Origin of the sequence: Arthrobacter sp. Soil761 (assembly GCF_001428325.1) — a bacterium.
Classification (GTDB): Bacteria; Actinomycetota; Actinomycetes; order Actinomycetales; family Micrococcaceae; genus Arthrobacter.
In genome coordinates this window covers 203,114-225,565 of the sequence record NZ_LMSF01000030.1, presented here as the reverse complement: position 1 = coordinate 225,565, position 22,452 = coordinate 203,114, and the positions used below count along the sequence as shown (strand labels likewise).

At 65.6% G+C, this 22,452-nt stretch carries 21 protein-coding genes; 7 read left to right on the top strand and 14 right to left on the bottom strand.

Annotated elements, in window-relative coordinates; all coding sequences use genetic code 11:
* Positions 1–5 precede the first annotated feature (5 nt).
* From ASG79_RS19730 to ASG79_RS19680, 11 genes are all read right to left on the bottom strand, one after another.
* Entirely contained in the window at positions 6–1,322 is a 1,317-nt protein-coding gene (locus ASG79_RS19730; protein ID WP_056393462.1) for a thymidine phosphorylase, read from the bottom strand.
* The gene (locus tag ASG79_RS19725; RefSeq protein ID WP_018770205.1) at positions 1,319–1,726 is read right to left on the bottom strand and encodes a cytidine deaminase; all 408 of its coding nucleotides are present in this window, start codon (positions 1,724–1,726) and stop codon (positions 1,319–1,321) included. Before ASG79_RS19725 ends, ASG79_RS19730 begins: the two co-directional genes overlap by 4 nt.
* A 5-nt stretch (positions 1,727–1,731) precedes the next feature.
* Positions 1,732–3,057, bottom strand: a complete 1,326-nt coding sequence (locus ASG79_RS19720; RefSeq protein ID WP_018770206.1) for an ABC transporter permease — start codon at positions 3,055–3,057, stop codon at positions 1,732–1,734.
* A complete protein-coding gene (locus tag ASG79_RS19715) occupies positions 3,054–4,448 on the bottom strand; it encodes an ABC transporter permease (protein WP_056393460.1) in 1,395 nt (464 codons plus the stop codon). Before ASG79_RS19715 ends, ASG79_RS19720 begins: the two co-directional genes overlap by 4 nt.
* A complete protein-coding gene (locus tag ASG79_RS19710) occupies positions 4,441–6,012 on the bottom strand; it encodes an ABC transporter ATP-binding protein (RefSeq protein ID WP_018770208.1) in 1,572 nt (523 codons plus the stop codon). The genes ASG79_RS19715 and ASG79_RS19710 overlap by 8 nt, the downstream gene beginning before the upstream one ends.
* A gap of 179 nt (positions 6,013–6,191) precedes the next feature.
* Positions 6,192–7,301 carry a BMP family lipoprotein gene (locus ASG79_RS19705; RefSeq protein ID WP_018770209.1) on the bottom strand — a complete coding sequence of 370 codons (1,110 nt, stop codon included), beginning with the start codon at positions 7,299–7,301 and terminating at the stop codon, positions 6,192–6,194.
* 254 nt (positions 7,302–7,555) lie between these two features.
* On the bottom strand, positions 7,556–8,572 hold the full coding sequence (locus ASG79_RS19700) for an NADP-dependent oxidoreductase (RefSeq protein WP_018770210.1): 1,017 nt from the start codon (positions 8,570–8,572) through the stop codon (positions 7,556–7,558).
* Positions 8,569–9,000 carry an organic hydroperoxide resistance protein gene (locus ASG79_RS19695; protein ID WP_018770211.1) on the bottom strand — a complete coding sequence of 144 codons (432 nt, stop codon included), beginning with the start codon at positions 8,998–9,000 and terminating at the stop codon, positions 8,569–8,571. Before ASG79_RS19695 ends, ASG79_RS19700 begins: the two co-directional genes overlap by 4 nt.
* Before the next feature lie 42 nt (positions 9,001–9,042).
* The gene (locus ASG79_RS19690) at positions 9,043–9,477 is read right to left on the bottom strand and encodes a MarR family winged helix-turn-helix transcriptional regulator (RefSeq protein WP_018770212.1); all 435 of its coding nucleotides are present in this window, start codon (positions 9,475–9,477) and stop codon (positions 9,043–9,045) included.
* A gap of 144 nt (positions 9,478–9,621) precedes the next feature.
* Complete coding sequence (locus ASG79_RS19685) at positions 9,622–10,839, bottom strand: amidohydrolase (RefSeq protein WP_056393458.1); 1,218 nt, start codon at positions 10,837–10,839, stop codon at positions 9,622–9,624.
* A gap of 99 nt (positions 10,840–10,938) precedes the next feature.
* Complete coding sequence (locus tag ASG79_RS19680; RefSeq protein ID WP_056393457.1) at positions 10,939–12,072, bottom strand: mannose-1-phosphate guanylyltransferase; 1,134 nt, start codon at positions 12,070–12,072, stop codon at positions 10,939–10,941.
* A 276-nt stretch (positions 12,073–12,348) separates the two neighbouring features.
* On the opposite strand from ASG79_RS19680, the gene sdhC reads away from it, so the two are divergent.
* The 5 genes from sdhC to ASG79_RS19655 all read left to right on the top strand — a co-directional run bounded on the left by sdhC (position 12,349) and on the right by ASG79_RS19655 (position 16,750).
* Positions 12,349–12,729, top strand: a complete 381-nt coding sequence (sdhC, locus tag ASG79_RS19675) for a succinate dehydrogenase, cytochrome b556 subunit (RefSeq protein WP_081620212.1) — start codon at positions 12,349–12,351, stop codon at positions 12,727–12,729.
* Positions 12,730–12,732: 3 nt separating this feature from the next.
* The gene (locus tag ASG79_RS19670) at positions 12,733–13,194 is read left to right on the top strand and encodes a succinate dehydrogenase hydrophobic membrane anchor subunit (RefSeq protein ID WP_018770216.1); all 462 of its coding nucleotides are present in this window, start codon (positions 12,733–12,735) and stop codon (positions 13,192–13,194) included.
* Positions 13,195–13,302: 108 nt separating this feature from the next.
* Entirely contained in the window at positions 13,303–15,102 is a 1,800-nt protein-coding gene (sdhA, locus tag ASG79_RS19665; protein WP_018770217.1) for a succinate dehydrogenase flavoprotein subunit, read from the top strand.
* 1 nt (position 15,103) lies between these two features.
* Positions 15,104–15,886, top strand: coding sequence for a succinate dehydrogenase iron-sulfur subunit (locus tag ASG79_RS19660; RefSeq protein ID WP_056393456.1), 783 nt, complete (start codon positions 15,104–15,106; stop codon positions 15,884–15,886).
* 90 nt (positions 15,887–15,976) lie between these two features.
* Positions 15,977–16,750 carry an alpha/beta hydrolase family protein gene (locus ASG79_RS19655; RefSeq protein ID WP_018770219.1) on the top strand — a complete coding sequence of 258 codons (774 nt, stop codon included), beginning with the start codon at positions 15,977–15,979 and terminating at the stop codon, positions 16,748–16,750.
* A gap of 25 nt (positions 16,751–16,775) precedes the next feature.
* On the opposite strand, the gene ASG79_RS19650 is transcribed toward ASG79_RS19655, so the two are convergent.
* Positions 16,776–18,077: an ABC transporter substrate-binding protein gene (locus ASG79_RS19650; RefSeq protein ID WP_056393455.1), complete on the bottom strand. Its 1,302-nt coding sequence runs from the start codon at positions 18,075–18,077 to the stop codon at positions 16,776–16,778.
* A 100-nt stretch (positions 18,078–18,177) separates the two neighbouring features.
* On the opposite strand from ASG79_RS19650, the gene ASG79_RS19645 reads away from it, so the two are divergent.
* Positions 18,178–18,366, top strand: coding sequence for a hypothetical protein (locus ASG79_RS19645; RefSeq protein ID WP_056393454.1), 189 nt, complete (start codon positions 18,178–18,180; stop codon positions 18,364–18,366).
* Between the two features lie 14 nt (positions 18,367–18,380).
* A complete protein-coding gene (locus ASG79_RS19640; RefSeq protein ID WP_056393453.1) occupies positions 18,381–20,669 on the top strand; it encodes a hypothetical protein in 2,289 nt (762 codons plus the stop codon).
* Positions 20,670–20,714: 45 nt separating this feature from the next.
* On the opposite strand, the gene ASG79_RS19635 is transcribed toward ASG79_RS19640, so the two are convergent.
* Entirely contained in the window at positions 20,715–21,686 is a 972-nt protein-coding gene (locus ASG79_RS19635; RefSeq protein ID WP_200953197.1) for a YihY/virulence factor BrkB family protein, read from the bottom strand.
* 58 nt (positions 21,687–21,744) lie between these two features.
* The gene (locus tag ASG79_RS19630; RefSeq protein WP_235509878.1) at positions 21,745–22,449 is read right to left on the bottom strand and encodes a 2'-5' RNA ligase family protein; all 705 of its coding nucleotides are present in this window, start codon (positions 22,447–22,449) and stop codon (positions 21,745–21,747) included.
* Positions 22,450–22,452 lie beyond the last annotated feature (3 nt).

Here is a 22,452-nt window from a genome sequence, read left to right as displayed (position 1 = left end):
GGTGCCTATGCTATGCGGTCGATGATGAGCTGCTGGGCAGGCCGCGAACCTTCCGGAGCGATGACCACGGCATGTTCAAGGGCTTCCCTGGCCCGCGCGAACCGCTCAGGGGTGTCCGTGAGCAGGGTCATCAGGGGTTCCCCGGCGCGCACTGTGGCGCCGGGCTTTGCGTGCATGCGCACTCCCGCCCCCGCCTGGACCGCGTCCTCCTTGCGGGCACGTCCGGCGCCCAACCGCCAGGCCGCCACCCCTACGGCGAGTGCATCCAGTTCCACCAGCACACCGTCCGCCGGAGCGTAAACGACGTCGGATTCCCTGGCCACCGGCAGCGCGGCCCGGGGGTCGCCTCCCTGGGCGGCGATCATCCGGTTCCAGATGTCCATGGCCCGGCCGTCCTTGAGGGCAGCAGCGGGGTCGGCGTCATGCACTCCTGCGCAGGCGAGCATTTCCTCGGCGAGCCGGACGGTCAGTTCCACAACGTCATCGGGACCGCCGCCCGCCAGCACCTCCACTGATTCCTCCACCTCGATGGCGTTGCCGGCGGTGAGCCCCAGCGGGGTGTTCATGTTGGTCAGCAGCGCCACCGTGTTGACCCCCGCATCCTTGCCCAGCGCCACCATGGTCCCGGCGAGTTCGCGGGCTTTGGCCTCGTCTTTCATGAACGCGCCGCTGCCCACCTTAACGTCCAGGACCAGCGAGCCGGTGCCCTCGGCGATCTTCTTGCTCATGATGGACGACGCGATCAGCGGGATGGCCTCCACGGTGCCGGTCACGTCGCGCAGGGCGTAGAGCTTCTTGTCCGCCGGCGCCAGGCCCGCTCCGGCGGCGCAGATCACAGCCCCCACGTCCTGGAGCTGGGCCAGGATCTCGTCATTGGAGAGGTTGGCCCGCCACCCGGGAATGGATTCCAGCTTGTCCAGGGTTCCGCCGGTGTGCCCCAGCCCACGGCCTGACAGCTGCGGAACGGCCACGCCGAACACTGCGACGAGCGGGGCCAGCGGCAGGGTGATCTTGTCCCCCACACCGCCCGTTGAATGCTTGTCCGTGGTGTACTTCAGGCCGCCATCGGGGCGCCGGAGGCTGGAGAAATCCATCCGTTCGCCGGAGGCAATCATTGCGGCGGTCCACCGGGCAATTTCGGCGCGGTCCATGCCGTTGAGCAGGATGGCCATGTTCAGGGCTGCCATCTGTTCATCCGCGATCGCTCCGCGGGTGTAGGCATCGATGGTCCAGTCGATCTGTTCGGGGCTCAGCGTTCCCTTGTCCCGCTTGGTGCGGATGATGTCAACGGCGTCGAACGCCTCAGTCCTGCTCTCGTTCACCGGGTCTCCTCCAGGTGTTCGGGACCAAAGGCGTCGGGCAGCACCTGGTCCATGGTTTTGATGCCCTGGGCAGTCATGAGCTGCATATCCGGGGCGCGGAATTCGTACAACAGCTGCCGGCACCGGCCGCAGGGCATGAGGATGTTCCCCGCCCCGTCAACGCAGTAGAACGCTCGGAGCAGGCCTCCGCCGGTCATGTGCAGGTTTCCCACCAGGGCGCATTCCGCGCAGAGCGTCAGCCCGTAGCTGGCGTTCTCCACGTTGCAGCCGCTGACAATCCGGCCATCCCCGGTCAGGGCCGCGGCTCCCACCGGGAACTTCGAGTACGGGGCGTAGGCGTTCTTCATGGCGGCGACTGCGGCCGCCTCCAGGGCGGCCCAGTCCACCGGCTGCGTGCCGGCCATGGCCGTCATCCCTTGACGTAGGGGATGCCGCTGGCGGCCGGGCCCCTGGATTTGCCTACCAGGCCGGCGACGGCGAGGACGGTCACCAGGTAGGGCAGCATGGCCATGAACTGGCTGGGCACCGGGGTGCCGATGATGGTCACGATGCTCTGCAGGTTGTCGGCGAAACCGAACAGGAGTGCCGCGAAGAAGGCGCCCACCGGGTTCCAGCGGCCAAAGATGAGGGCGGCCAGCGCGATGAAGCCGCGGCCGCCGGAAATCTCCTTGGTGAAGCTGTCGATCGCTACCAGGGTGAAGAAGGAGCCGCCAATTCCGGCGACGGCACCGCCCAGGGTCACGTTCCAGAACCGCGTGGCGTTGACGTTGATGCCAAGGGTATCTGCGGCCTGGGGGTGCTCCCCCACTGCCCGGACGCGCAGGCCCCACCTGGTCTTGAACAGGCCTACCCAAACCACCGCGACGGCCACATACATGAGGTAGCCCACCAGCGACTGCCGGAACAGGATGGGGCCGATGATGGGGATGCTGGAGAGGATGGGGATGTCGATGACGTCCAGCCCCGGCGGTGAGTTGAACTGGGCTTTGTTGGCCTGCATCACGGTGCTGAAGAGGAAGCCCGTCACCCCTGAGACCAGGACGTTGAGGACGACGCCAACGATGATCTGGTTCACCAGGTACTTGATGCTGAACAGCGCCAGCACCATGGACACGACCGCCCCGGCAATGGCCGCGGCCAGCAGCCCGATGAAGGCGTTCTTCGTCATGCTGGCAACGATGGCTGCGGTGAATGCACCGCCCAGGAGCTGTCCTTCAATGGCGATGTTGACCACGCCCACCCGCTCGCACAGGACACCGGACAATGAACCGAACACGAGCGGAACCGCAAGCGTGACGGACCCGGCGATGAGCCCCGCCAGCGAGATGGCGGGGGTGCGGGCCCCGCCCACCACCCAAATAAGGAAGGCCGCCACGAAGATCACGATGAACGTGACCGCCAACCAGCCCGGAGCCGGCTGGTTCTTGGTCTTCAGGTAGACGGCGTATCCTGCCAGCGCCATGAGCACTACTGACAGTACGATGCCGCCGGCAAACGCATTGATCTCCAATGCAGGCAGCTGGAAGAAGTCGCCGCCGGTGGAGATGCCAAAGCTGGCCGTCTGGCTGGGCGCCAGGAATCCGAAGAACACCAGGGAGACCAGGGCGAAGACAGCGAGCAGGACGGGAGTCTTCCAGCTGACGGGTTTGCCGGCCGGCGCTGCGGAAGGGGCGTCCGCCTTGGGCCCTCCGGGCTGGGGTTTGCCCGGCCTGGACGATGAAACTGTTGTGCTCATGCGGCACCTCCGGTAGTGGCTGCCTGCCCGGACTTGGCTGCGCGCGCGGGCTTCCTGCGCCGCGGGTTCAGTCCAAAGACGGCCCGCACCAGCGGCGGCGCGGCAATGAAAAGGACAATCAGGGACTGGACCACCAGGACGATGTCGATGGGGGTGCCGGTCTGGATCTGCATCTGGACCGCCCCGGCGCGGAAGGCGCCGAACAGCAGGCCGGCAGCGAAGGTGCCCCACGGCGTCGAACGTCCCAGCAAGGCGACCGTGATGGCGTCAAAGCCGTACGTGGCGGCGACTCCGTCCGTGAGCACCTTCTCCGTGCCCGCGACCTGGGCCACGCCTGACATGCCTGCGAGCCCGCCGGCGATGGCCATGACCAGGATGGTGGAGCGGGAGACGTTGATGCCGGCGGTCTGGGCTGCCTTGGGGTTGGCGCCCACGGCACGGAACTCGAAGCCCACCGTGGACCGGTTGAGGAGCCACCACACCAGGACTGTGGCCGCGATGGCCAGAATGAAGCCCAGGTGCAGACGGTACTGGCTGCCCAGGATCTGGGGGTAGACAGCGCTGGGATCCAGGATGGGCGAAATGGGGTTCGACTCCCCCGGCCGCTGGAACGCCGGGGTATTCAGCAGGTAGCGCAGGAAGTACAGCGCGATGTAGTTGAACATAATGGTCAGGATGACTTCGTGGGCTCCGGTGCGGGCCTTCAGCAGGCCGGCGAGGCCGCCCCAGAGGGCGCCGCCAATGATGCCGGCCACCAGCACCAGCAGCAGGTGCAGGCCGAACGGCAGGTGCAGGGCGAAGCCCACCCAGGCCGCCAGGATGCCGGCCACGATGATCTGCCCCTGGGCGCCGATGTTGAAGAGCCCGGCCCGGAACGCCAGCGCCACGCCCAGGCCGGCCGTGATGAGCGGCGTGGCGATGGTGAGGGTCTCCATGAAGGGTGCGAACTGTGCGGCCAGCCCATTGCCGCGGGGGTTGAACACCGAGCCTTGGAACAGCGCTATGTAGGAGCGCGTGGCAGCATTCCATACGGCCGTCAGCATGTCGGTGGGCCGGGCGAAGAAGTAGCCGGCGGTGGTGGCCACCTGCTTGTCGGTGCTCGCGATGAGCAGGCCGCCAATGATCAGCGCCAGCAGCACTGCCAGCACGGACACCATGCCGCTTCCGGTGAAGATCCTGCGCAGGACGGTGTCGGAGCCGCCGGGAAGCAGTCCGCTTTGGGCCGTGGCTGGAACAGCCGAGGGCTGCATCGCCCCGCCGGCGGTGTCGACGGCCACTACTGCGGCCGTTTCCTCCGCAGCATCCTGGCCGGCGGCAGACCCGGCGCCGGGCTGTTCGTTGTCGACGTGCCGGCTTTCGTCTGCGTGTTTGGGGGAAGGCTGGTCAGGCATGGTCGGCTCCCTCGGCGTTGGAGGTGGCGGCCGGGGTGCCGGCCTGCGGGGTGTGTGCGTGTTCTTCCGGCGGGATGCCAGCCATCATGAGGCCAAGGACGTCCCGGCTGGTTCCGGCGGGGACAGTGCCCACCAGCTTGCCTTTGTAGAGCACCGCAATGCGGTCCGCCAGTTCCATGACTTCGTCCAGTTCGGTGGAAATGATCATCACCGGGGTCCCTTGGTCACGCTCCGCGACAATCCGCCGGTGCAGGAACTCGATGGAACCCACGTCCACGCCGCGGGTGGGCTGGGAGGCGATGAACAGGCGCAGTGGACGGGAAAGTTCGCGGGCCATCACAAGTTTTTGCTGGTTGCCGCCGGACAGGGTCCCGGCGGCGGCTGCGGCGGAGGGTGTGCGGACATCGAATTCGCCGATGCGCGCCTTGGCATTCTCCATGATTTTCGCAGGGCTCATGCTGATCCCCTTGGCGAAGGGCGGCTTGTCATAAAGATCAAGGATCAGGTTCTCCGCCACGGAGAAGGTGCCCACCAGCCCGTCCACCTTGCGGTCTTCGGGAACGAACCCGACGCCGGCCTGCAGGACTTCCTTGACGGACCGGCCCACGAGCTCCTTGCCGTCCAGGACAATGGAACCGGTGACCCGCTCCTGCAGGCCCAGGATCGCTTCGGTGAGTTCGGTTTGCCCGTTGCCCTGGACGCCGGCAACGGCCAGGATCTCGCCGCGCTTGATGTGGAAGCTGAGATGGTCCACGACGTGCTGGCCGTTGGGCGCGATGACGGTGAGGTCGCGGACTTCGAAGGTGGTGTCCTTGGGCTGGGCCGGAGCCTTGTCCAGGGTCAGGCTTACGGCACGGCCCACCATCATCGAGGCAAGTTCGGTGGTGGAGGCGGCGGGATCGGCCGTGCCCACTACCTTGCCCCGCCGGATCACGGTGATGGTGTCCGAGACTTCCTTGACCTCGCGCAGCTTGTGCGAAATGAAGACGATGGAGGTTCCGCGCGACTTCAGCTGGCGCATGATATCCAGGAGCTCGTCGGTCTCCTGCGGAGTCAGCACGGCGGTGGGCTCATCCAGGATCAGCACCTTGGCGTTGCGGACCAGTGCCTTGATGATCTCCACCCGTTGCTGCACGCCCACCGGCAGGTCCTCCACCAGGGCGTCCGGGTCCACATCGAAGCCGTATTGGTCCGAGATTTCCTTGATGCGCTGCCGGGTCTGGTCCAGGTTGAGGAACCCGGCCGCCTTGGTGGGTTCGGCGCCCAGCGCTACGTTCTCGGCCACGGTGAAGACCGGCACCAGCATGAAGTGCTGGTGCACCATGCCGATCCCTGCCGCCATTGCATCGCCCGGGCCCCGGAACGTGACGGGCTTGTCATCGATGAGGATTTCGCCTTCGGACGGCTCATACAGCCCGTAGAGCACATTCATCAGGGTGGATTTCCCCGCCCCGTTTTCACCAAGGAGGCAGTGGATCTGTCCCGGCTCAACCACCACGTCTATGTGGTCGTTGGCCAGGAGCGTGCCAAAACGTTTGGTGATCCCTCTGAGTTCAAGTTTCAAAACTCTGACCAATCTCGAAGCGTCCGGTGATCGACCGGACGGGATATATGGCTGCAGCACCAGCCTAGTGGCTGCAGTCCCGGGAGGAGCCGGCCGGGCGCTGTAAACGTTCGGCCAGCAAAAAGCGCCACCGGCCGGCCAGTGGGTGACGGACCGGCGGTGGCGCTTCCTGTGGTGGATCAGGCCTTGGGGCTGGCTGCGGACTCGACCTTCAGCTTGCCGTCGACGATGTCCTTCTTGATCTTCTCGAGGTCGGACTTCACGTCGGCGGGGACCTGGGAGTCGAGGTCGTGGAAGGGTGCCAGCTGCACGCCGTCGTTGGCAAGGGTGCCAACGTACGGGGTGTTGTTGAACTTGCCGTCCTTGTCCTCAGTGACAACGGTCTCCACGGCCTCGCCCATCTGCTTCATGACAGAGGAGAGCATGATGCCCTTGTAGTCCGGGGCGGTGAGGTAGCCGTCCGAGTCAACCCAGATCAGCTTGACGTCCTTGCCGGCAGCCTTGGCCTCGTTAAGCGCGGCTCCTGCGCCCTTGCCCACGGGACCGGCCACGGGCATGACGATGTCCGCACCCTGGTCCAGGAAGTTCTTGGTCAGCTGCTTGCCCACGTCCTGCTTTTCGAAGTCGCCGGTGAAGCTGCCGTCCTGGGCATCCTTGTTCCAGCCGAGCAGCTTGACGTTCTTGCCCTTCTGCTGGTTGTAGTACTTCACGCCGTCGGCGTAGCCGTCCATGAAGATGGTCACGGTGGGGATCTTGATGCCGCCGAAGGTGGCCACGGTGCCGGTCTTGGTGGTTCCTGCAGCCAGGTAGCCGGCGAGGAAGGCCGCCTGCGCGGTGTCGTAGATGATCGGCTTGACGTTGCTGATGGGCTTGTCGTAGCCAAAGTCGATGATGGCGAAGTGCTTGTCCGGGTTGGCGGTGGCCTGGGCCTTGGTGGCGTCGCCGAGCAGGAAGCCCACCGTGATGGTCAGGTTGCAGCCGGCCGTGACCATGGCCCGCAGGTTGGGTTCGAAGTCGTTATTGGTCTTCGACTCGATCTGGTTGACCTTGATGCCAAGGTCCTTCTCGGTCTTCTTCAGGCCCTCGTAGGAGGACTGGTTGAAGGACTGGTCGTCGAATCCACCGGAGTCCGACACGATGCAGCCCGTGTAGTCGCTGGCACCTGCGGATGAGGTGCTTCCGGCTTCGGGGGCTGCACCGCAGGCGGTGAGCACAAGCGCGGACGCACCGAGGGTGGCCACTCCGGCCATTGAACCGCGCTTGAAGCTGGCACGCAGTGATTTCTTCAATTTTCCTCCAGGGATGATGCGAGTGGCGCTACGGGCTGGAATTCAATGAGTGTCCGTTTCGGCGCTGAAATTCTGTTTTCACTGAAGGCACGCAGCACTGCGCCGGAGCGCACTGATGGCACTTACTTTAGTGGCCTGCGCCACGTCCCCATAGCACGCCAGGAGCCCAGCCGGGAGATTGTTTACAAGTTGTTACCAAGCAGTAGGGACACCGCGGATGCGGTGTCCCTACTGCTTGTGCGTGATGGTGGCGGCTACAGCCGGACGAGCATTTTCCCGGTGTTTGCGCCGTCCAGGAGGTCCATGAAGGCCTGCGGCGCGTTCTCCAGTCCGTCAACGATGGTCTCGTCGTAGCGCACGGTCCCGTCCGCCAGCCAGCCGGCCATTTTCTCCGCAAACTCCGCCGCGTGCTGGCGCTGCCCGCCCACCAGGAAGCCCCGGAGGGTGAGCTGCTTCCCGATAGCCTGCATCAGGTTGTGGGGTGCAGGAGTGGGTTCGGTTGAGTTGTACTGCGCGATGGCGCCGCACATTGCCACCCGGCCGCCCACGTTGAGGACCGACAGGGCTGCCTCGAGGTGCTCGCCGCCCACGTTGTCGAAGTAGACGTCAATGCCGGCCGGGCCGGCCGCCTTTTCCAGTTGCCCGACAACGGGACCGTCATGGTAGTCGAACGCGGCGTCGAAACCGAGCTCCAGGAGCCGGGCCACCTTGGCGGGCGAGCCAGCCGAGCCGATGACCCGGGAGGCGCCCATGGCTTTGGCGATCTGTCCCACCAGCGAGCCCACGGCACCCGCCGCGCCCGAAACGAACACGGCGTCGCCCGGCTTGAATTCGGCAACCTTCAACAGACCGGTGTAGGCCGTCAGCCCGGTCATGCCCAGGGCACCCAGGAAAGCGGACGCCGGGGCCAGGTCAGTGCGGGCGGGGGTGGCAGAAGCGCCGTCGACCACCGCATACTCGCGCCAGCCAAGCGGATGCACGACGACGTCGCCCTCCTGGTGTGCGGACGACCGGGACGCCATCACCTCGCCCACCGCCCCGCCGTCGAGCGCCTTGCCCACGGCGAAGGGCGCGGAGTAGGACTTGACGTCATTCATCCTGCCCCGCATGTACGGGTCTACGGACATGAAGAGGTTCCGCACCAGGATCTGGCCGTCTTCGAGTGCGGGCAGCGGAGACTCGGCAAGTTCGAAGTTCTCATTGGACGGGCGTCCCTCGGGGCGCGAAGCCAACCGGATTTCGCGGGTGGTGGTTGCAAGGGCTGTGCTCATGCTGCGTACTCCAGGATCTTGAGGTCGACGTTGATGTTGCCGCGGGTGGCGTTGGAATAGGGGCAGACCTGGTGCGCCTTGGCCACAAGGTCTTCCGCCGTGGCGAGGTCCAGGGCGGGCAGGGCGATTTCCAGTTCGGCGGCCAGCCCGAAGCCGGCTCCGCTCTCCAGCTGCCCCAGGTGGATTTTCGCTGCCACTGCCGAGTCCGTCAGGTCAGCGCCTGCCTTGCGGCCGACCAGGCGCAGTGCGGAATGGAAGCAGGCGGCATACCCGGCGGCGAAAAGCTGTTCGGGGTTGGTGCCGTGGCCGCTGCCGCCGAGTTCGACCGGGCTGGCGAGATCCACTGCGAGCCTGCCGTCGTTGCTGCGTGCAGCGCCGTCGCGCCCTTCGCCCGAGGCCAGCGCCTCGGCGGTGTAGAGAGTCTTCACGAAAAAATCCGTCCTGTAGATGGGATGGTGCAGTATTCGGGTTCACAGCGATTCATGCAGGGCAGCCGTGAGCTTGCCCAGGGTGGTCCGCAGCTGTTCGAGTTCGTCCAGCGAAAGTCCTGCGGCATCGGCCAGCCGCTGCGGAATGGCGCTGGCCGCGCCGCTGAGGTTCCGCCCGGCATCCGTCAGGTGGATGGCGACGCGGCGTTCGTCCTCGCCGGACCGCCGCCGTTCCACCAGCCCCAGGGCTTCCAGGCGCTTAAGGAGCGGCGACAGGGTGCCGGAGTCGAGGCCAAGTTCCCCGCCGAGTTCCTTCACGCCCCGGGGTTCGCTTTCCCACAGGACCAGCATCACCAGGTACTGCGGGTAGGTGAGCCCCAGTTGGTCCAGCACGGGCCGGTAGACGGCGGTGGCGGCACGGGAAGCTGAGTACAGGGCAAAACAGACTTGCCGGTCCAGGCGGGGTGCTTCGGTCATACAGAAACGATAGCCCACAATTAAGTTGTGCACAACTTACTGCAGGTGGGGCAGCCCCTGTTGCGCCGCCGTCGGCATGCGAACGACGGCGGCAGGGCATCTTTCCGGCCGGGCTCTGCCAGGCGCGCCCCCAGGCCAAAGAGGTTACGGAAGCGGTGCCTGCTCGAGGTCCCGGATGGTCCGCAGCGCCGCTGCGGTGAGGACCCGGATGCCCAGGCCAAGGGCGCGCTCGTCCAGGATGTAATCGCCGCGGTGGAGGTCGTAGTCCTCACCGCCCGGCGTCTTGGTGCCCAGCCGCATCATGGCTCCCGGAAGTTCCGCCAGGAACCAGGCAAAATCCTCGCCGCCCATGGACTGCGGCGTCAGCACCACGGCGCTCTCGCCGATTTCGGCCCGGGCGGCAGCTTCGATGATGGCTGTCTCGTGTTCCGAGTTCACCACCGGCGGCACCCCCCTGGTGTGCTCCAGGTGGACGTCCACGCCGTACGGTGCGGCCACCTGGTGGACCACTTCGTCAAGGAGTTCGCCGGCAGCGTGCCAAGCGTCGCGGTCCAGGCAGCGCATGGTCCCGGCCATGTAGCCGCTGCCGGGAATCGCATTGGGTGCCGAGCCCGCGGTGATCTGGCCCCACACCACGGAGACGCCGCTGCGGACGTCCACCCGGCGGGACAGCACGGCCGGTACGTTCACGGCGATCTGGGCCAGCGCGAACACCAGATCCTCGGTGAGGTGCGGGCGCGACGTGTGGCCGCCACGGCCGGAGAGTTCGATCCGGATGGTGTCCGAAGCCGAGGTAATGGCACCAATCCGCGTTCCCACCTTGCCCACCTCAATCCGGGGGTCGCAATGCAGGGCCAGGATCCGGGGGACGCCCTCCAGGACGCCCTGTTCGATGCAGGCGTGCGCGCCGCCGGGCATCGTTTCCTCGGCAGGCTGGAAGATGATCCGGACGGTGGCCCCAAGGGGTGCCTCCTGGTGCATCCGGTTCAATACCAGGGCGATGCCCAGCATGGTGGTGGTGTGCACGTCATGGCCACAGGCGTGCGTGACGCCGTGATGCTTCGACGCGAACGGCAGGCCCGTCTCCTCGATGATGGGCAGGGCGTCAATGTCGCCGCGCAGCGCCGTGGCGATGGGACCTTCGCCCACGTCCACGGTCAGCCCGGTGCCTTCCAGGCGGCGGGGACTTAGGCCGGCGGCTTCGAGCCGCTCGGCAAGCTTGTCCGTGGTGCGGAACTCCTTGAAGGACAGCTCCGGGTGCGCATGCAGGTCCCGCCGGAATTCGATCAGTTCCGGCAAAAGCGGTTCGAGCCAGGGAGCCACCAGGGCGGTGGGCTCGGCTTCAGTAGTGTAGTTGCGCACTGTTTCACTCTAGCGAGGGTGCCGGCTTTAGTGCCCATTCACTGACGCCTCATTACATTCCGGAACCTGCCGGCACCGGTGGCGCCGGCAGGTTCCGGGTCAGAGGACGTCCGTGTCGCCGCTTGCCTTAAGTGCGTCGACGGCAGCCTTGACGCGCTGGGAATTGGCCATGGTGGTCACCAGCAAAGCGTCCGGGGTATCCACGATGACCACGTCCTGGATGCCGATCAGGGCGATCACGCGCTTGGTGTCGGTAACCACAACGCCGCTTGAGTTCTCGGTGAACACGCGGGCACCTTCGCCGAGGACGGTGACGTCGTCCACTTCCTTGGCACTGTTGAGGCGGCCAACGGAGGCGAAGTCGCCAACATCGTCCCAGCGGAAAGTTCCGGGAACGACGGCGACGTCCCCGGCTTCGGCGGCGGGCTCGGCCACCGCGTAGTCGATGGCGATCTTCGGCAGGGTGGGCCAGATGCGTGCCGTGACCTCGTCGCGCTGGGGGGTGTCCCACGCCCGGGCGATTTCCTGCAGCCCCTGGAACAGTTCGGGCTGGTTCGCCTCAAGGTGCTTGAGCATCAACGCCACCGGTGCCACGAACATGCCGGCGTTCCACACGTAGTCGCCACTGTCCACGTACTGCTGGGCCACCATTTCGTCCGGCTTTTCGACGAACTCCACCACGTCGTGGGCGCTGGGCGCGCCTTCAATGTGCAGGGCCTTGCCGGAGCGGATGTAGCCGAAGCCGGTGGACGGGTGCGTGGGCTTGATGCCGATGGTGACGATCTTGCCGGTGGCAGCGGTGTGGATGGCTTCGCGGACGGCCTGCTGGAACAGATCATCCGGGCTGATCACCTGGTCGGCTGCGAAGGAACCCATGATGGTGTCGGGATCGCGCTCGTGCAGGATCGCCGCCGCAAGGCCGATGGCGGCAGCGGAGTCCTTTGGCTCTGACTCGAGGACAAGGTCGGCGTCCTGCACCTCGGGCAGCTGGCGGCATACGGCGTCGCGGTGCGCCCGGCCGGTCACCACCAGCATTCGGTTGCCCGCCAAAGGGTGCAGCCGGTCATAGGTGGCGCGCAGCAACGTGCTGCCCGATCCCGTGAGATCGTGAAGGAACTTGGGAGCTGCTGCACGTGACAGGGGCCAGAGGCGGGTCCCCACTCCGCCTGCCGGAATCACCGCGATGAAGCGGTCAAGGGGTGAAGCCGGGCTTGTCACTTTGTCTGTACTCATCACGGCTACTTTAGCGGAACGGCCCCAACCGGCTCCTTTGGCGACACATCAGACCTGCGTTTTGCGGCGCCGTCGTACCCAAAAGCCTGCAGGGATGTGGCGTTCGTCTCATTTCCCCGGAAAATCCGCTCCAGTACTGGGCACCAAGAATCTCCGAAATTGAATAAGCTGTTAGCGGAGCCTAGATTTAGGCCTGAGCTACGAGTGCTCTCGCAGCAGGCGTTCCCCCCGCATGGATCTCATGCCAGCGCCGCTGTGTTGCAGGGAGGTTTATCAGTGCCGACAAAACCAGCTGGCACCTTGTACCGCGGCCGTGAAGGCATGTGGTCCTGGGTAGGACACCGCATTACCGGTGTAGTGATCTTTTTCTTCTTGTTGGTCCACGTCCTGGACACCTCCTTGGTGCGTGTGTCACCGGAGGCCTACACCGCTGTGATCGGCGCCTACAAGAACCCCCTGATGGCGCTGGGCGAGACCGGCCTTGTTGCCGCGATCGTGTTCCACGCCTTCAACGGCCTGCGGATCATTGCGGTCGACTTCTGGAAGAAGGGCGCAAAGTACCAGCGGCAGATGCTGTGGGCAGTCCTGGCCCTTTGGGTCGTGACCATGGTCGCCTTCTCCATCCGCCACCTGTCCCTCGCCCTCGGAGGTCACTAAGCCATGACTGCAACGATCGAGAGCCCCCGCAGCGGGCGGATCGCCCCCCAGTACCGCCGCAGCAGCGGCTCACGGGGCAACTTCGAGATGATCGCCTGGCTGTTCATGCGTCTCTCCGGCGTAGTGCTGGTGGTCCTCATCTTCGGCCACCTGTTCGTGAACCTCATGGTAGGCGAAGGCATCCACGCCATTGACTTCGGCTTCGTGGCCGGCAAGTGGGCAGACCCGTTCTGGCAGTTCTGGGACCTGGCCATGCTCTGGCTGGCAATGCTGCACGGCACCAACGGCGTCCGGACCATCATCAACGACTACGCAGAGAAGACGTCCACCCGCCGCTGGCTGAAGACCGTCCTCTACGCGGCCGCCGTCGTCATCATCCTCCTCGGCACGCTGGTCATCTTCACCTTCAACCCGTGCCCCGTGGTGAACGGCGTTGCCCTTCCGGGTGGATTCTGCCCTGCCTAGAACTGGCACAACCCCGGGCCCGCGGGCTTTTCCGCGGGCCCTGTTTTGCGGAGCAGGCAAAGCCGCCCCGTTGTTTTATAGCGAATTTTGAGAGAAAGAGCGTCTGGTATGCAGGTCCATAAGTACGACGTCGTCATCGTCGGTGCCGGTGGCGCTGGCATGCGCGCCGCGATCGAGTCCGGTCAGCGCGCGCGCACAGCAGTACTGACCAAGCTCTACCCCACCCGCTCGCACACAGGTGCGGCCCAGGGTGGCATGTGCGCAGCCCTTGCCAATGTCGAGGAAGACAACTGGGAATGGCACACGTTCGACACCGTCAAGGGCGGCGACTACCTGGTTGACCAGGACGCCGCGGAGGTCATGGCCAAGGAAGCCATCGACGCCGTGCTGGACCTGGAAAAGATGGGCCTGCCCTTCAACCGCACCCCCGAGGGCCGCATCGACCAGCGGCGCTTCGGTGGCCACACCCGCGACCACGGCAAGGCTCCGGTCCGCCGTGCGTGCTACGCCGCGGACCGCACCGGCCACATGATCCTGCAGACCCTGTACCAAAACTGCGTCAAGCACAACGTTGAGTTCTACAACGAGTACTACGTCCTGGACCTGCTGACGGTCGAAGAGGATGCTGTCCGCGAAGACGGGACGCCCTACAAGCAGAAGCGCGTGGCCGGCGTCGTCTCCTACGACCTCGCCTCCGGTGAACTGCACGTGTTCCAGGCCAAGTCCGTGGTGTTCGCCTCCGGTGGCGCCGGCAAGGTCTTCAAGACCACGTCCAACGCCCACACCCTGACCGGTGACGGCATGGGCATCGCCTTCCGCCGCGGCATCCCCCTGGAGGACATGGAGTTCTTCCAGTTCCACCCCACCGGCCTGGCCGGGCTGGGCATCCTGCTGTCCGAGGCCGCCCGCGGTGAAGGTGCCATCCTCCGCAACTCGGAGGGTGAGCGCTTCATGGAGCGCTACGCCCCCACCATCAAGGACCTGGCACCGCGCGACATCGTGGCCCGCTCCATGGCCAACGAAGTCCGCGAAGGCCGCGGCTGCGGCCCGAACAAGGACTACGTCCTCCTGGACCTGACCCACCTGGAGCCGGCGCACATCGATGCGAAGCTGCCGGACATCACCGAGTTCGCCCGCACCTACCTGGGCGTGGAACCATACACCGAGCCGGTGCCCGTGTTCCCCACCGCGCACTACGCGATGGGCGGCATCCCCACGAACATCGAAACCGAAGTGCTCCAGGACAACGACACCGTGGTCCCCGGGCTCTACGCCGCCGGCGAGGTGGCCTGCGTGTCCGTCCACGGTTCCAACCGTCTTGGCACCAACTCGCTCCTGGACATCAACGTGTTCGGCAAGCGTGCCGGCATCGCTGCCGCGGAATACGCCAAGACCGCCCAGTTCGTGGAACTGCCGGAGAACCCGCTGGCCTACACCACCGAACTGCTGGACATTGCCCGCAACGGCACCGGCGACGAAAAGGTGGCGCAGATCCGCAAGGAACTGCAGGACACGATGGACGCCAACATGCAGGTATTCCGTACGGCGGACACCCTGAACCAGGTGCTGCGCGACATCGCATCCTTCGAGGAGCGGTACAAGCGCATCAACGTCCAGGACAAGGGCAAGCGCTTCAACCTGGACCTGCTCGAGGCCGTTGAGCTCGGCTTCCTGCTGGAACTGGCCAAGGTCATGACCGTGGCCGCCCTGCACCGTGAGGAATCCCGCGGCGGACACTTCCGCGAGGACTTCCCCGAGCGTGACGACGAGAAATTCATGAAGCACTCCATGGCGTACAAGGATGACCATGCGCCGGCTGACGGATCGGCGGAGTCAATCGCCGGTATCCGCCTCGCCACCAAGCCGGTTGTCTTTACCCGCTACGAGCCGATGGTGAGGAAGTACTAAGATGACCGCTGAAATCGCTGAGCCAGCCTCAAAGGTTGAACTTCCTGCCGGCGTTGGCGGGGCCGGGGAAATCCCCACGTTCGACGTCCACATGCGGGTCCGCAGGTACAACCCGGAGGTTTCCGAGGAAGCCACCTGGGATGATTTCCACCTGACCATGTACGGCACGGACCGTGTCCTGGATGCCCTGCACAAGGTGAAGTGGGAGATGGACGGCACCCTGTCCTTCCGCCGCTCCTGCGCCCACGGTGTGTGCGGCTCTGACGCCATGCGCATCAACGGCCGCAACCGCCTTGCCTGCAAAACGCTGCTGAAGGACCTGGACACGTCCAAGCCCATCACCGTGGAGCCCATCAAGGGTCTGCCGGTGGAGAAGGACCTGATCGTGGACATGGAGCCCTTCTTCCAGTCGTACCGCGAAGTCATGCCCTTCCTGATCAACAAGGGCCACGAGCCCACCCGGGAACGCCTCCAGTCCGCGGAGGACCGGGAGCGCTTTGACGACACCACCAAGTGCATCCTCTGCGCCGCGTGCACGTCCTCCTGCCCCGTGTTCTGGACGGATGGGCAGTACTTCGGCCCCGCCGCGATCGTCAACGCACACCGCTTCATCTTCGATTCCCGTGATGATGCCGGCGACATGCGCCTGGAGATCCTCAACGACAAGGAAGGCGTGTGGCGCTGCCGCACCACCTTCAACTGCTCCGAGGCATGCCCCCGCGGCATCCAGGTCACGCAGGCCATTGCGGAAGTCAAGCAGGCCATCCTGGCCCGCAAGATCTAGGCTCGTTCACCAACAGATATAACGGCCGACGGCGTCGCTCACCACACGTGGTGGGGGCGCCGTCGTCGTTTCAGCAGAAAGGGGTCCTCCTTGTCCCGCTCCGAAAAAGTGTCCTTTGCCGGTTCCACCGGCGAGATGCTGTCCGGCATCATTGACGTCCCGGAGGGCCCCGTCAAGGGCTGGGGTGTCTTCTCGCACGGTTTCACGCTGGGCAAGGACAGCCCCTCCGCAGCGCGGATGTGCAAGGCGCTGGCGGACAGCGGCATCGGCATGCTTCGTTTCGACAACCTGGGCCTGGGCGGCTCCGCCGGGGAATGGTCCGCGGGCTCCTTCAGTCACAAGGTGGCAGACACGGTGAAGGCCGCGGAGTTCATGCGCAGTCAGGGCAAGGAGATCTCCCTGCTGGTGGGCCACTCGTTCGGCGGCGCCGCGGTTCTTGCCGCAGCGCGGGAGATTCCGGAGCTCGACGCCGTTGCCACCGTGGGAGCGCCCTTTTCCCCCAAGCATGTGGCCCACGTTTTCGATGCCGCGCTGGACAGGATCCTGAGCGAGGGCAGCGCCGAAGTTGACCTCGGAGGCAAGCGGGTGGAGATCCGCCGGCACTTCGTGGAGGACCTGGAGAACGCGGACCTGACGGACTGCATCAAGCAGCTGCACAAGCCCCTGATGGTGCTGCACTCCCCCACCGACAACACCGTGGGAATCGAGAATGCCAGCACCATCTTCCAGACGGCCAGGCATCCGAGGAACTTCGTGTCCCTTGAGGGCAGCGACCACCTGCTCACCGGCAAGGGCCAGGCCGCACGGGCGGCCAGGATCATCGCCGCCTGGGCGGACCAGTACCTCGACGCCGCACCTGCCTGACCCTCCCCGGCCAGTTTGGCCGGCCCTACTTGCCGATAGCCGCCTTGCTCTCGCTGATCCACTGTTCGGCTGCCTTGTCCGGCGTGACCCGCTTGAAAAGGACGTCCGTGTTGATCCGGGCGGTGATCTCCGAGACGGCGGTTGACCCGGTGGGGCCGATGTACGTTGGGGCGAAATCCATCTTGCCGATCTGGTTGATGTACTCCGCCTCCACCTTGCCCTGAGGGGTGAGCATGTCCTGGATGGCGGCGCGCATGTCGGAGTTGCCAGGGATGCCCCGGTCGCTCTGGATGATCCTGGCCGCGGCCGGGTTGTTGACCAGGAAGTTCACGAGCTTGGCGGCAGCGTCCGTGTGCTTGCTGCGTGCGGAGATGGTGTAGAACTGCGAGGACTGCAGCCAGATCCCCGGGGTGGGCTTCTCCCCCGGTAGCTTGAGCAGTTTCAGGTCTGCGCCGGAGGCTTTGCTGAGGGCGGTCAGTGAATTGCTCCACGTGAGCATCATTGCGGCCTTGCCCATGCCCATGAGGGTCTGCTCAGTGCTGACATTGAGCTTCTCCACCGTCTCCGAAGCACTCGGAGCGGCACCGGATTCACTAAGCTTCAGCGAGTAGTGGAAGTAGTCCTGCACCGTTTGCTTGCCCAGTCCCAGCTGTCCGTCCTGGGTGTACAGGGATTCGCCGCGCTGGCGGGCGAAGGCGTCCAGGGAGTCATGGGTGAGCACGGTTGCAGTTCCGTAGGTGCCCCGGGGGCTCTTGTCGGTGATGTCACCGGCAATCCTGGCGAAGTCGTCCCAGCTCCAGCTGCTGTCATCTGGCAGCGGAACCCCTGCCGCCGCGAAGACGGCGGGATTGGCCACAATGGCCAGTGCGTTGGCGCCGGTGGAAACGCCGTACTGTTTGCCCTTGACCTGTCCGTTTTCCAGGGCGCCCTGGTCGATCCTTGACAGGTCCAGTGAGCCCTGCACCGTGGTCAGGTCCAGCAACGCGCCGCGGTTTGCGTATTCGGCGGGGTAGGCGCCCCCCATGGTGATGACATCCGGCGCGTCGTTGGCGGCCATCTGGGTTGCGAGCTTGTCGAAGTAGCCGCTGATGTCGCCATATTCCGGCTTGACCTTGATGTTGGGGTTGGCGGCCTCAAACTCGGCAATGGCCTTGTTGGTCAGCTCGGCCCGGCCGGCATTGCCCCACCAGGAAAAGCGGATCTCCACGGGCCCGTCCCCGGCCTTGTTGGACGACGGGCTGGAACAGCCGGCCGTCACGGCCAGAAGGGCTGCGGCCGAGAGGACGGCAAGGGATTTACGGATTGTTCCGGTAGCAGGGCGCGTCATTGGGCAAGCTTCTTCCTTGGTGAGAAGGGTGGGTGAGCGAGAGAAAGCGGTTTCGTGAAACGTATCAACGGCGGGCAAAGCCCGTCAATAGGATCCCGTCATGGTTTCCGTACCGGTTATCGACCTGGAGTTCTCGGCGCACGATTTCACATGGCGGCCCCTTGACAGCGCTGTGGAACCCGCCAAGGATGGAATCGCCAGAAACCGCTTTCTCCCCGGTGCCGCGTTCCGGGGAGGCGCGCTGGCCATGCCCGGACATTTCGCGGCATCAGTCACCACACACCTGTAAGGAGGGCGTGCACCGTGCACAGCCACGCCAGCACCGTACGGCCGGAGGCCACGACCACGTCCCACCGGCGGCACAAGCAGATTGACAGGAAGGCGCTGGTCCGGCGGCACAACGTTCGTCAGCAAAGTCTTGATCCGCGAAGCCCTGTCTCAGTGGGCAACGGGGAGTTTGCCTTCACCATGGACCTCACGGGCCTTCAATGCCTGCCAGCCGAGTACCCCGTGGGGCCCCGTGAGGACTCGCTTCCCCCGGGAACGCTGCTGGGCACCCAATCCACCTGGGGCTGGCACTCCATGCCTGGCGGCGATCGTTACAGCCTGGCAGGTTCCACGGTCCTCTACGACTCCCCACGTGGTCCGGTGCCGTACGTGGACATGGTGGGGGACATCGTCAATGACCGTGAGACAGGCACCTCAACGGCCGAAGCATGGCTGCGGGCAAACCCGCACCGCCTGGATCTGGGACGCATCGGTTTCCAGCTGCTGCAGGACGGGACCAGCCGGCCCATCAGCAGCAGCGAGCTTTCCCACGCCAGCCAGATTCTTGATCTTTGGACGGGCATCGTCACCAGCACCTTCGCCATCGCCGGCCACCAGGCCACGGTCACCACAGCCTGCCATCCGGACCGCGACGAACTAGGCATTCGGGTGGAGTCACCCGCGCTGGGTGACGGCCTGGTGATCGGCATCGACTTCCCGTACGGCTCCGAGGCGTGGCACAACGGCGCCGGGTGGGATCTGCCGGGCGCCCACACCACCATCCTCAACGGACCGCAACCTGCAGTATCCCATGCAGGGGCCAGCAGCTGGACGGTGGACCGCGAACTGGACAACGCGCGCTACCGCGTGGTGATCACCGGCCAAGGCCTGGTCGTGGAGCAGACCGGGGCGCACCACCTGCGCATACGGCCGGATGTCCACTCGAGCACCGAGGCGCTGGACCTGTCCATTGAGTTCATATCCGCCGCGGACGGGGACTGTATCCCCCGGGGCGGTGCGGGCCTTTCCAGAGTGGCAGGCAAGGCGGGCGTTGGCCGCCATGCGGGTCCCGCCGTCGGGCCTTCCCCTTCGGCGCCGTCGGTTCCCAGCGCAAACCAGCCCGGCAGCAACGTTGCAGCCGCCTCCATGGACCGTTGGCCCAGGTTCTGGTCGTCCGGAGGTGCCATCGAGCTGGCTGCCACGCCGGACCCACGGGCCAGGGAGCTCGAACGCCGGATTGTCCTCTCCCAGTACCTGACGGCCGTCAACTGCTCCGGATCGCTGCCGCCGCAGGAAACAGGCCTGGTGTGCAGCTCGTGGCGCGGCCGCTTCCACCTGGAGATGCATTGGTGGCACGCCGCCCATTTTGCGCACTGGAACCGGACGGAGCTCCTCCTCCCCTCCCTGCGCTGGTACTCAACGGTGCTGGAAACGTCGCGGGAAACCGCCCGGGCGCAGGGCTTCGACGGCGCCCGCTGGCCCAAGCAGGTAGGCCCGGACGGCAGGGAGAGCCCCAGCCCGATCGGGACGTTCCTGATTTGGCAGCAGCCGCATCCCATCCATTTGGCCGAGCTGCTATACCGGGCCAATCCGGGCCCTGACGTGCTGGAGGAGTTCGCTGACATCGTGTTCGAAACCGCCGCGTTCATGGCGGGCTTCGCCCATCGCACCCCGAGGGGTTTCGAACTTGGGCCGCCGCTCATACCCGCACAGGAGAGCTATGGGTCCATGCGGGCGAAGATCAAAAACCCGACGTTCGAACTCGCTTACTGGCAGTGGGGCCTCAGGACTGCCGCCGCCTGGCGGGAACGGTTGGGCCTCGAGCCCGTTGCATGCTGGCAGGAGGTTGCTGACGGGCTGGTGCGCCCGCGCGTAGTCGACGGCGTCTATGCGGCAATGGACGTGGAGCCCTTCACCATCAGGACGGACCATCCCTCGATGCTCTGCGCACTGGGCGTCCTGCCGCTGACAGACCTGATCGATGAGGCAGTCATGCGGGCCACCCTTGAGGATGTCCTGGCCGACTGGGACTGGACCACCACATGGGGGTGGGACTACCCGGTGATGGCGATGACCGCTGCCCGGCTCGGGGACCCGGAGTACGCCGTCGACGCGCTCCTGCAGGAGGCCGGTAAGAACACAGTCCTGACGAACGGTCACAACCGGCAGACGGACTCCTTGCCGTTGTACCTTCCAGGCAACGGGGGGCTCCTTGCCGCGGCCGCGCTGATGGCTGCCGGCTGGGACCACGGCCCGGACCGCCACGCTCCGGGCTTTCCGCCCGGCTGGACCGTTGCGTGGGAAGGTCTGGTGCCGGCCCCCTGACGTCGCTGTGCTGGAGGGCCGGACAATTCTACGGCCGGGCGCGCGTCAGGTTTGGGGCGTGGTTCGGCGTGCGCCGAGGATCGTCTTGCGCGGAGGAGCGTCCGACTCCAGGTCCGCTTCACGGACGGCCGCCCATCCTGCCGAGACAAGGTAGACCTGGCTGACGAGGTTGAACCAGATGAGCAGGCCGATGATGATGGCAAACGGCGCCAGGATGGGATTGCGGCTGGCCCCGCCAAGAAGTTCAGTGCTGAAGATCTGCAGTATGGTGGTGCCCACGGCGGCCAGGACGGTGCCTTCGACCAGTGCCTGGCGGGACAGCTTGAGCCCCGCGGCCAACCGGAACATGATCAGCGCCGTGACCCAGTTCAGGACCAGCGGGACGACGATTTTGACGGAGGTGGTCAGCGGGCCGGCCAAGGCGTCGCTGAGGTGCAGGAAGTCCGCTACCCAACCCGCCAGTGTGCCGAACACCAGCGATGCACCGCCGCTGATCACCAGGGCCACGCCCAGCAGCAGCAGGGTTCCGGCGTCGCGCAGCTTCATCACGATGGGATTGACGATCAGCGGCGGCAGCTGCAGGACGCCGCGCAGGCCGTCCCGGAGGCCGTTGATCCAACCGAGTGATGTGACCACCGTTACCAGCGCACCGATGACCGCGGTCCAGCCGAGGCCGTTGGGATCCAGCATGTCCTTGGGGTCCACCAGCCCCGGTCCGCCGTTGACTTTCAGTAGGCCCGGTGCGCTGGCGGCCACGCTGCCGATAACGGTGTCCAGCAGCGCCGGCTGGCCACTGAGGACCAGCCCGGCGATGGAGAAGCCGGTGGCCAGCAGGCCTGTGACGGAGAAAACCATGTTGAAGCCGATGCCGGCGCTCATCAGCGGCCCGTAGTGGAGGGTGTAGTGCCGGAAGGCGCGCATGGGGCGCAGGACGTTCAGGCGGGCGGTGAGCCACTGAACCAAGGCCATCAGGGCACCGAATTTTTTGCCGGACCTGCGCGCCCGGTTCCATTCCATCCGCTTTTGGATGACCTCCAGCTTCAGCCTGGCCTGCTCGGTGGGCAGCGGCTGCTGGTTACCCTGCGTCGGTTGGGGTGTCCGCGGCAGCGTCCGTGAACCGGGTGCCGGCGTTGTTGTCAGTTTCGGTCCCAAAGTCCAGCTCTTCCCGTAGCTGCCAGATGCCGTCGGCATCGTGCTCGTAGAGTCCCATGCTAACCACAGGGAAGGTGGCCTTGTAGTTCTTCAGCACCGTTTCGGCCTCGTCAAGGCTTTCCGGGGCGACGTCGTGGGCGATGGTGACGTGCGGATGGTAGGCAAAGGGCAGTTCACGGTGGAGTGGGCCCTGCTGGAGCCTGCGGTGCAGGTCCACGCAGTGCTCGAACCCGTCCTCCACATTGATGAAGACTACGGGGGAAACGGGCCGGAAAGTTCCGGTCCCGGCGATGGTCACCATGAACGGGCTCTGGCAGCGGGCCACTTCGCGGACATGCCGGAGGGTCGCTTCCCAGTCCTGGGTGGGGGTGGTGGTGACCAGCGTAATGTGGGCCGGTACCACGTCCGCCAGCGGGTCACCGAACGACGCCCGCCAGCGCTGCAGCTCTTCGGCGATGTCTGCTGGAAAGCCCAGGATGACGCCCACGCTGACCTCTTCGCTGCGGGCCACCTCATGGTTCGCCGCCGCATTCCGGCCTGGCTGGTCTCCCAAGCGGTCAGCCAGGGTCTGCTCCACCTGGCCGGCAGAGCAGGCACCTCCCCTGGCGGTGACTTTTCCCGAAGACATGGC

Bases quoted from the DNA above. Each gene is read 5' to 3' on its own strand.
- ASG79_RS19680 (WP_056393457.1), bottom strand. From the start codon at position 12,072: ATGAGTACAGACAAAGTGACAAGCCCGGCTTCACCCCTTGACCGCTTC.
- ASG79_RS19700 (WP_018770210.1), bottom strand. From the start codon at position 8,572: ATGAGCACAGCCCTTGCAACCACCACCCGCGAAATCCGGTTGGCTTCG.
- ASG79_RS19720 (WP_018770206.1), bottom strand. From the start codon at position 3,057: ATGAGCACAACAGTTTCATCGTCCAGGCCGGGCAAACCCCAGCCCGGA.
- ASG79_RS19630 (WP_235509878.1), bottom strand. From the start codon at position 22,449: ATGTCTTCGGGAAAAGTCACCGCCAGGGGAGGTGCCTGCTCTGCCGGC.
- ASG79_RS19725 (WP_018770205.1), bottom strand. From the start codon at position 1,726: ATGGCCGGCACGCAGCCGGTGGACTGGGCCGCCCTGGAGGCGGCCGCA.
- ASG79_RS19650 (WP_056393455.1), bottom strand. From the start codon at position 18,077: ATGACGCGCCCTGCTACCGGAACAATCCGTAAATCCCTTGCCGTCCTC.
- ASG79_RS19635 (WP_200953197.1), bottom strand. From the start codon at position 21,686: ATGGAATGGAACCGGGCGCGCAGGTCCGGCAAAAAATTCGGTGCCCTG.
- ASG79_RS19690 (WP_018770212.1), bottom strand. From the start codon at position 9,477: ATGACCGAAGCACCCCGCCTGGACCGGCAAGTCTGTTTTGCCCTGTAC.
- ASG79_RS19715 (WP_056393460.1), bottom strand. From the start codon at position 4,448: ATGCCTGACCAGCCTTCCCCCAAACACGCAGACGAAAGCCGGCACGTC.
- ASG79_RS19645 (WP_056393454.1), top strand. From the start codon at position 18,178: ATGGTTTCCGTACCGGTTATCGACCTGGAGTTCTCGGCGCACGATTTC.
- sdhA (WP_018770217.1), top strand. From the start codon at position 13,303: ATGCAGGTCCATAAGTACGACGTCGTCATCGTCGGTGCCGGTGGCGCT.
- ASG79_RS19660 (WP_056393456.1), top strand. From the start codon at position 15,104: ATGACCGCTGAAATCGCTGAGCCAGCCTCAAAGGTTGAACTTCCTGCC.
- ASG79_RS19670 (WP_018770216.1), top strand. From the start codon at position 12,733: ATGACTGCAACGATCGAGAGCCCCCGCAGCGGGCGGATCGCCCCCCAG.